Raw genomic sequence first — 8,244 nt, forward strand, 5'->3', positions numbered from 1 at the left:
CGGCGATCCAGGGCGGGCTGGACGGGGCGGTGCGCGGCGCGCTGTCGGCGGCGATGAAGGCGGCGCTGGCCTCGGGCCCGGCGGCGACGCCGCTGCCGGTCTCCTCCGCCTGGTTCCATCGCGGGCTTGCCGCCGCCTCGGGCGCGCTGGGCGGCGCTTTCGGGCTGCCGGGCACACTGGCGGAACTGCCGGTCTCCACCACCATCCTGCTCCGCCAGGTCGCCGCCGTGGCGGCGGAGGCGGGGGAAGACCTTGCCGCACCCGAGGCAGCCGCGGAATGCCTGAAGGTCTTCGCGCTGGGCGGCACCAGCCCGTCGGACGATGCGTCGGAGAGCGGCTACTTCGCGGTGCGTCTTGCGCTGGCGGAGGCGCTGAAGGGCGCGGTCGGGCGCACGCTGGTGCCGGGCTTTGTCGCCGCGGTGGCGTCGCGCTTCGTCGGTCCGGTCGGGCTGAAGCTGACGGCCCAGGCGGCGCCGGTGATCGGCGCGGCGGCGGGGGCGGCGGTGAACATCGCCTTCCTCGAACATTTTCGCAGTGTCGCCCGCGGCCACTTCGCGCTGCGGCGGCTGGAACGCGCGCATGGCGCGGCCACGGTGCGCGCGGCCTGGGACGGGCTGGCCGCGACGCGGGACGCGCCCTTCGTAGCCCGCGGCGTCAGAAGCTGATGCCGAGGCCGACCGAGGTGCCGGTTACCCCGCCATCGCCGTAGAAATAGCGGCCGATCAGGCGGACGCGGGAGACGTTGATGCCCATGGCGCCGATCTCGTAGCGGCCGAGATCGACCTCGAGCCCCCCACCGACCTTGGCCGCCCAGGAAAAGCCGAGAACCTGTTCCTGGTCGCCGAAATAGCTGGTGAAGGATCCGTCGATCACCCAGCGCACCGGGCGGCCGAAGGCTTCCCAGCCGGTCGGCCAGCGATAGCGCGTCCACAGCCCCACCGTCTGCGCGACCGAGCTGCCGCGCGCGGCGCGCATCGTGTCGCCGAAGGTCTGAAGGTGCAGCTGCGTGTAGCGGAGCTCGACATCGATGTCCCGCTCCGGCCGGTAGTCGTAGTAGGCGAGCACGAGCGACCCGCCGAGGCCGTAGACATTCACGTGCCGGTCGGTCAGCGCCGGGATGTCGCGGCCCGTGCGGTAGCTGAGGAAGGCGCCGAACAGCGTCGCGTCGCCCGCCGCGTAGCCGAGCGAGGCGTTCAGGATCGGCCGTAGCCACAGGTATTCCGCCAGGCGGATGTCGTAGCCGACGCCGATCGTCGTGGTGAAGTTGTTCCAGCGGAGCGGCGTGCGCCGGGCGGCCGCCCCGGTGAAGACCGCGCGCGGATCGTAGCGCGCGTAGCCGGCGTAGATCTCGGTGAACAGCGGGAAGCTCTCGCTCCAGGTGAAGCCGAAGCCGAACTGGCTGAGGGTGAAGACGGAGGAGCCCTGCTCGTTGGATGCCGTGGTGCGGTTCACCTGAATGGCGTTGGCGGACCCGTCCGGCACCATGTTGTAGCCCATGATGCCGAGCACGCCGGGGCCGCGACGGGCGAGGCTGGCCTGCAGCGCGTCGAGCCGATCCAGCGCGTTCTGCAGCGTGTCGCCGGTCTGCGCCCCGGCCGGCGCGGCGCCCAGCAGCATGGCCGCCAGGAGCAGGCGGCGGATCAGGCGACGCATGTAGAGTGCCTGCGGGGCGTGGGCGGCATGGCGTCCTTCCGTCGTGCCGGGATGCGGCAGTGTAGCCCGCCCAGCGATCATGCGAAGCCGTCCTAGGCCTGCTTCCGCTCGATCAGCTCCCTGCGGATCTTCCGCCCGCGCCGGATGCGGTCCTCGATGAACTCCGCCTGGCCGTAGCGCACGGCGCGCCCCAGCGCATGGGCGTCCTCGGAAAAGCGCGCCAGCATCTCGAGCAGCGCCTCGCGGTTGTTCAGGAAGACGTCGCGCCACATGTCGACGTCGCTCGCCGCGATGCGGGTGAAGTCCCGGAAGCCGGAGGCGGCGAACTTCAGCACCGCCTCCTTCGTCTCCTCCGCCAGGTCGTCCGCCGTGCCGCAGATGGTGAAGGCGATCAGGTGCGGCAAATGGGAGACGATGGCGACCACCCGGTCATGCGTGGCGGGGTCGAGCGTCTCGATCATCGACCCGCAGCGGCGCCACATCTCCCGCACCTTCTCCACCGCCACGGGGTCGCTGCCGGGCAGCGGCGTGACGATGCAGTAGCGGCCTTCGAACAGCTCGGCGAAGCCGGCATCCGGGCCCGAATGCTCGGTGCCCGCCATGGGATGCGCGGGCACCAGGTGCACGCCGGGCGGGACCAGCGGCGAGAGGTCGCGCACCACGCTGCCCTTGGTGGACCCCACGTCGGACAGCACGCAGCCCGGCGCGAGGTGCGGCGCGATCTCCGCCATCACCGCGGCATAGGCGCCGACCGGGACACACAGGATGACGCCGTCGCAGCCTTCCACCGCGCGGCCGATGTCGTCCTCGACCACGTCGACGATGCCGAGCTCGCGCACGCGCGCCAGCGTTTCCCGGCGCCGCGTCGTGGCGACGATGGTGCGCGCGATGTCGCCGCGCTTGCGCGCAACGCGCGCGATCGACGACCCGATCAGCCCGATGCCGACGAGGCAGAGCCGCTCGAAGACCGGCTCAGCCACGCATGAAGCCCGTCAGCGCGTCGATCACCAGGCCGCATTCCTCGGCCGTGCCGATGGTGATGCGAAGGCATTGCGGCAGGCCGTAGCCGCCCATGGCGCGGACGATCAGGCCGCGCGCCTTCAGCGCGTCGTCCGCCGCCTTCGCCTGCGCGGCCGTGCCGAAATCGGCGAGCACGAAATTGCCCTCGCTCGGCCAGACCCGGATGCCGATGGCGGTCAGCGCGTCGCTCACCTTGCCGCGCCACAGCGTGTTGTGCTCGACCGAGCATTCCACCCAGCCCTTCTCGGCCACCGCCGCGATGCCCGCCGCCATCGCGGCCGCGTTCACGTTGAACGGTCCGCGCACCCGGCCCAGCACGTCGATCACGGCCTGCGGGGCGTAGCACCAGCCCAGCCGCATCCCTCCCATGCCAAAGATTTTCGAGAAGGTCCGGGTCATCACGGTAGTGCCCGAGGCATCCACCAGCTTCGCGCCCGCATCGTAGTCAGGCCGCGTGACGTATTCGGCGTAGGCGGAATCGAGCACGAGCAGGATGTCGTCGCGCAGCCCCGCGCGCAGCCGGTCCACCTCGGCCTGCGGCAGGATCGACCCGGTCGGGTTGTTCGGGTTGGCGAGGAACATCAGGCGCGTGCGCGGCCCGACCGCAGCCAGCATGCCATCCACGTCGGTGGTGAGGTTCTTCTCCGGCACCTTGATGATGCGGCAGCCGGCCCAGCGGCCGGTGATGTCGTACATCATGAAGCCGTGCGCGCTCATCACCAGCTCGGTGCCTTCGCCGCCATAGGCGAGGATCAGCAGTGCGAGCAACTCGTCCGATCCGTTGCCCACCACGATGCGCGCGGGGTCGAGGCCGAAGCGCGCGCTGATCGCCTCCCGCAGCGCCTTGGCACCACCATCCGGGTAGCGATGCGCCTCCGCCGCCATGGCGCGGATCGCCTCGACGGCGGCTGGCGGCGGGCCGAAGGCGCCCTCGTTGGAACTGAGCTTCACGATCCGGTTCACGCCCGGGATCTTCGACTCCCCGCCGACATAGGGCTCGACGGACAGGATCGACGGGCGGGGCATCAGCGTCATGGCGCGTCTCCGGCGACCGGCACCGCATAGGCGCCGAGGATGGTGCAGCGCGACCAGGGCAGCGCGGCGATGCGCGCATCCCCGGGCGTGAGGAAGCCGTCGATCTCGGCGATCACGCGCGTCGTCGCCTCCGCGCGGGTGACGAGAAGGCCCGCCACGGCCAGGCCCGCATCGGCCAGCGCCTGGGAAATCCGCCCGCGCGCCGCGCCGGGCTCGGCCTCGATCAGCAGCAGAGAACGGTCCTGGCCGGAGGCGTCGGGGGCGACGGGGGCGACGACGAGCGCCTCCGCCTCACCAGGCCGGGCGACGAAGGGCAGGCGCGCGACGACCTGCAGCCGCGGCACGTCCAGCCGCGCCCACCAGGCGCCTTCCACCCCGTCGCCTTCCTCGGACGGCACGGGCAGCACGGCGGCGGAGGCTTCGCCCGCGCTGACAGCGGCCAGGGCGCGCGCCGGGGTCGGATGGATGCGCATGGGTGTGGCCGGGCCGAAATGCTCCCGCGCCAGCGCCGCGTGGGCTGACGCGGCGTCGGGCGAATAGACCGCGGCGGAAAAGGCGCCCTGGATCGCCGTGCTGGCCTGGAAAATCTCCCGCCAGATGCGGACGAGCCGGTCGCGCGGCAGCGGCCCCGCATGGCGGGCGAGCAGCCGGCGCAGCACCGCGGCTTCCCGCCCCGGGCGAAGTGGCGGGCCGCTGCCCTTCGCACGGCTGCCCGCAAGGCGTCCGACCACCTCCGACCGGCGCATCAGCAGGTCGTGCATGGCATCGTCCAGGCGGTCAATCTCGGCGCGCAGAGCGGCGATCTCGGCCTCGGCGGGGGCGGGCGTGGGGCTGTCTGGCATGGGGAAGCCCCCAATAGACGGGGCGGCCCGGCCCGCCAAGGGCGCAGGGGCGTTGCGGCGGCCGCGCGCGCGCCCTATGCATCGCCGCCCATGTCCCAGGTGGTCGCCCCCTTGCCGGAGGTCGCGCACCAGCACGCCGTCTTTGCCGACGGCCTGCCGCTGGATTGCGGCGCCGTGGTCGTGCCGCTCACCGTCGCCTTCCGCACCTATGGCACGCTGAACGCGGAACGATCGAACGCGGTGCTCGTCTGCCACGCTTTGACCGGGGACCAGTACCTGGCCGAGCCCCACCCCGTGACCGGCAAGCCCGGCTGGTGGGAAAGCATCGTCGGGCCCGGCAAGCCGCTGGACACCGACCGCTACTTCCTCGTCTGCGCGAATGTGCTGGGCGGCTGCATGGGCTCGACCGGCCCGCGGTCCGAGATGACGGATGCCGAGGGGCGCGGGATGGGCCGGCCCTGGGGCACCGATTTCCCGCAGGTGACGATCCGCGACATGGTCCGCGCGCAGAAGCGGCTGATGGACCATCTCGGCATCGCGCGTTGGCTTGCCGTGATCGGTGGCTCGATGGGCGGGATGCAGGTGCTGGAATGGGCCGCGACCTATCCGGATGCCGTGCTCGCCGCAGCACCCATCGCCTGCGCGGCGCATCACAGCGCGCAGAACATCGCCTTCCACGAGGTCGGGCGGCAGGCGATCCATGGCGACCCGGATTGGATGGGCGGGCGGTACTGGGAGGATGGGCGCATCCCCGCGCGCGGGTTGGCGGTCGCGCGCATGGTCGCGCACATCACCTATTTGTCGGAACAGGCGCTGACGCGGAAATTCGGGCGGCGGCTGCGCGGGGCGTCAGCGCTGACCTTCCTGGAGGACGTGTTCGAGGTGGAGTCCTACCTCCGCCACCAGGGCAGCACCTTCGTCCGCCGCTTCGACGCGAATTCGTACCTGACCATCACCCGCGCGATGGATTTCTTCGACCTGGCCGCCGAGCACGAAGGCAACCTGGCCCGCGCCTTCGCCGGCACCGCGACGCGGTTCTTCCTCGCATCCTTCAGCAGCGACTGGCTGTTCCCGACCGAGGAAAGCCGTGCCGTGGTGCGCGCGCTGAACGCCGCCGGGGCGCGCGTGTCCTTCGTCGAGATCGACAGCGACAAGGGGCATGACGCCTTCCTGCTGGAGGAGCCGGAGTTTCATGCGGCGCTCGGCGGTTTCCTCAGGGGGGCGGCGGAGAAGGTGGGGGCTTACGGGCCCGTCTCTCCATAGGGGCGGATCAGCTGGCAGGGTCGGTTTGCAGATCTGATGCAGCCAACAATCACTCATGGCCAGACAGATACGCCATCCAGCCCCGCGGTTTCGGGTAGGCCGCAGATGAGGTTCGCATTCTGCACCGCCTGGCCGGCCGCTCCCTTGCCGAGATTGTCGATCGCGCCCATCGCGATCACCAGGTTGCGCTCCGGGTCGGCCGCATAACTGACGAAGGCGAGGTTCGAGCCGGTAGCCCATTTGGTCTGCGGAGGCTTGTCGGTCACGCGGATGAACGCCCGCCCCGCGTAGAAGTGCCGCGCAGCGTCCAGGCACTCGTTCGTGGTGGCGTGGCCGCGGCAGTAGATGGTGGCGAGCACACCGCGGGTCATCGGCACCAAGTGTGGCGTGAACACCAGCCCGGCCGCGCTGTCGCCACTCAGCCGTTCGATCGTCCTGGCCATCTCGGGCATGTGGACGTGCTTGAGCAGGCCGTAGGGCACCAGGTTCTCGTTGCTCTCGGCGTAGCCGAACTTGCTGTCGGCGCCGCCCCGGCCCGCGCCGGAGATGCCGGTCTTGGCGTCGATCACGATGCTGCTCGGCTCGATCAGCTTGTTGGCCAGCAGCGGTGCCAGCGCGGTGAGTGTCGCCGCGGGGAAGCAGCCGGGGTTGGCCACGCGGCTCTGACCCTCGATCTGCGCTGGCCAGACGTCGGCCAAGCCATACGCCCAACCCTCGACGTAGCGGTGGTCGCCGCCGATATCCACGATCTTCACGCTCGTGGGGACGCGTGCCAGCGCGCCGGCCGATGCGCCCGTGGGCAGCGACGCGAACAGCACGTCGAGCTTCGGGAGGGACGCAGGGTCCCACTTCTCGATCACCAGTTCGGCAAGCTTGGCCGGCGCACCTGGGAAGTGGTCTCCCAACCGGCTGCCGGCACTGCCGTCGCCTGCAGCGTAGACGAGTTCGAAAGACGGGTGGCTCGCGATCAGGCGCATCGCCTCGCCGCCGCCAAAGCCGCTGATCCCGACTATGCCGACGCGAATGCTCATCGTGGTCTCCTGATGCTGGGGTGAGGGCAAAGAAAAACCCCCGAAGCCAGGGGCTGCGGGGGTTCGGAGATGCGGGCTGATGCCGCCTCGGGGGTGGACCGCTAGGGAGCGGACCTCACCAGGGGAGGGGCTTGTCTGCACGCAGCCAAGGAAGCCACCGCTGAGAAGCAGCGACGGCGTCGGATTGTGCTGCGGAGACAAATATTCTTCATCAAGGACTACGGTATTGGTCCGCCGGAACATCTGTCAACGACGGCTTGCTGTTGCGCTCCCACCCCACCGGGCTGGTGTGGGTCAGGCGAAACAGTTCCGGCGTACTGCACAGACACGCTCTTCGGACTCACCCCGCCACAATCCCCTCCGCCCGCGCCACCCCCACCCAATGGTCGCGGAACGCGGCCACGAATCCCTGGAACGCATCCCCCACCAGTAGCGGCGTCCGCGGCGGCGATGCCAGTTCCGCCAGCCGCGCCGCGATCTCCGGCCGCGCCACGGTGCCCGGAATGGCCGCCGAGATCCGCGCCGCTTCCGCCGCCGCCATCCGTCGCGGCGCGCTCAGCCCGATCCACTGCGTCATCGTCGCGCGCGCGAACCCCAGTTCGCCCACCGTCGGCACATCCGGAAACGCCGGCACGCGGCGTTCGGTCGAAACCGCCAGCGCGCGCAGCGAGCCGTCGCGCAGCTGCGCCACCAGCGTGGTGATCGGCGCGTTGATCGCCTCCACCTGCCCCGCCAGCAGGTCCTGCAGCGCCGGCGGCGTGCCGCGATAGGGCACGTGGTCCAGGTTCGCCGCCCCCGCCTCCTTCCCGATCACCGCGCCCATGAAATGCTCTGCCGAGCCGACGCCGGAGGAGCCGAAGCGCACCGGACGCGTGCGCGCCGCGGCCAGCAGGTCGGGCAGGCTCGCGAAGGGCGACCGCGCCGTCACCACCATCACCGTCGGCGCTTCCGCCAGCATGCCCAGGTGCAGGAAATCCGCGACCGGATCGTAGGTGAGGGACGGCAGCACGCCCGGCGCGAAGCCGAAGGGAATGGCGTGGCTGACGGCGAGCGTCGTGCCGTCCGGCGCGCTCTTGGCCACCGCATCCGCGGCGATGGTGCCTGATGCGCCGGTGCGGTTCTCCACCACCACGGAAGCCCCCAGCGCTTCGCCGAGCGGCCCCGCGACCAAGCGGGCCACCACATCCGCGAGCCCGCCGGCCGGAAAGCCCGCGATCAGGCGGATGCTGCGCGTCCCCTGGGCGATCGCGGGCGTGGCGAGCAGCAGGGGCGCGGCCCCGAGCAGGCGGCGGCGGAGGATCATGGTTTCAGGCTCCCGGTTCGCGGCGCCGTGGCGGCGCGTCGCGGGCCGGGTCAGCAAGGCGCGTGCCGCGTGGCGCGGAAGCGGGGCGCGGGCGACG

General features: G+C 71.3%; 8 protein-coding genes. 2 read left to right on the plus strand and 6 right to left on the minus strand.

The features are described from left to right. Positions 1-665: EcsC family protein (locus HW577_RS15430; RefSeq protein ID WP_198377045.1), on the plus strand; the 665-nt coding region annotated here is incomplete at its 5' end. Here HW577_RS15430 and HW577_RS15435 read toward each other — a convergent pair. From HW577_RS15435 to HW577_RS15450, 4 genes are read right to left on the minus strand one after another with little or no spacing between them, the layout of a single operon-like run. Then, complete coding sequence (locus HW577_RS15435; protein ID WP_198377046.1) at positions 655-1,734, minus strand: hypothetical protein; 1,080 nt, start codon at positions 1,732-1,734, stop codon at positions 655-657. The two genes, HW577_RS15430 and HW577_RS15435, sit on opposite strands and share 11 nt — an antisense overlap. 11 nt (positions 1,735-1,745) lie before the next feature. Further along, positions 1,746-2,633, minus strand: coding sequence for a prephenate/arogenate dehydrogenase family protein (locus HW577_RS15440; protein WP_198377047.1), 888 nt, complete (start codon positions 2,631-2,633; stop codon positions 1,746-1,748). Beyond that, on the minus strand, positions 2,626-3,708 hold the full coding sequence (gene hisC / locus HW577_RS15445; RefSeq protein ID WP_198377048.1) for a histidinol-phosphate transaminase: 1,083 nt from the start codon (positions 3,706-3,708) through the stop codon (positions 2,626-2,628). The genes HW577_RS15440 and hisC overlap by 8 nt, the downstream gene beginning before the upstream one ends. After that, entirely contained in the window at positions 3,705-4,550 is an 846-nt protein-coding gene (locus HW577_RS15450; protein ID WP_198377049.1) for a chorismate mutase, read from the minus strand. The genes hisC and HW577_RS15450 overlap by 4 nt, the downstream gene beginning before the upstream one ends. A gap of 90 nt (positions 4,551-4,640) precedes the next feature. Here HW577_RS15450 and metX point away from each other — a divergent pair, with 90 nt between their 5' ends. Beyond that, complete coding sequence (metX, locus tag HW577_RS15455; protein WP_198377050.1) at positions 4,641-5,813, plus strand: homoserine O-acetyltransferase MetX; 1,173 nt, start codon at positions 4,641-4,643, stop codon at positions 5,811-5,813. Between the two features lie 53 nt (positions 5,814-5,866). On the opposite strand, the gene argC is transcribed toward metX, so the two are convergent. Both argC and HW577_RS15465 read right to left on the minus strand, forming a co-directional pair. After that, the gene (gene argC / locus HW577_RS15460; protein ID WP_198377051.1) at positions 5,867-6,844 is read right to left on the minus strand and encodes an N-acetyl-gamma-glutamyl-phosphate reductase; all 978 of its coding nucleotides are present in this window, start codon (positions 6,842-6,844) and stop codon (positions 5,867-5,869) included. 340 nt (positions 6,845-7,184) lie between these two features. Beyond that, positions 7,185-8,147 (minus strand): Bug family tripartite tricarboxylate transporter substrate binding protein, encoded by a 963-nt coding sequence (locus tag HW577_RS15465; RefSeq protein WP_198377052.1) that lies wholly within the window; start codon positions 8,145-8,147, stop codon positions 7,185-7,187. Positions 8,148-8,244: the final 97 nt, after the last annotated feature.

Source organism: Neoroseomonas rubea, from assembly GCF_016106015.1.
GTDB lineage: Bacteria > Pseudomonadota > Alphaproteobacteria > Acetobacterales > Acetobacteraceae > Neoroseomonas > Neoroseomonas rubea.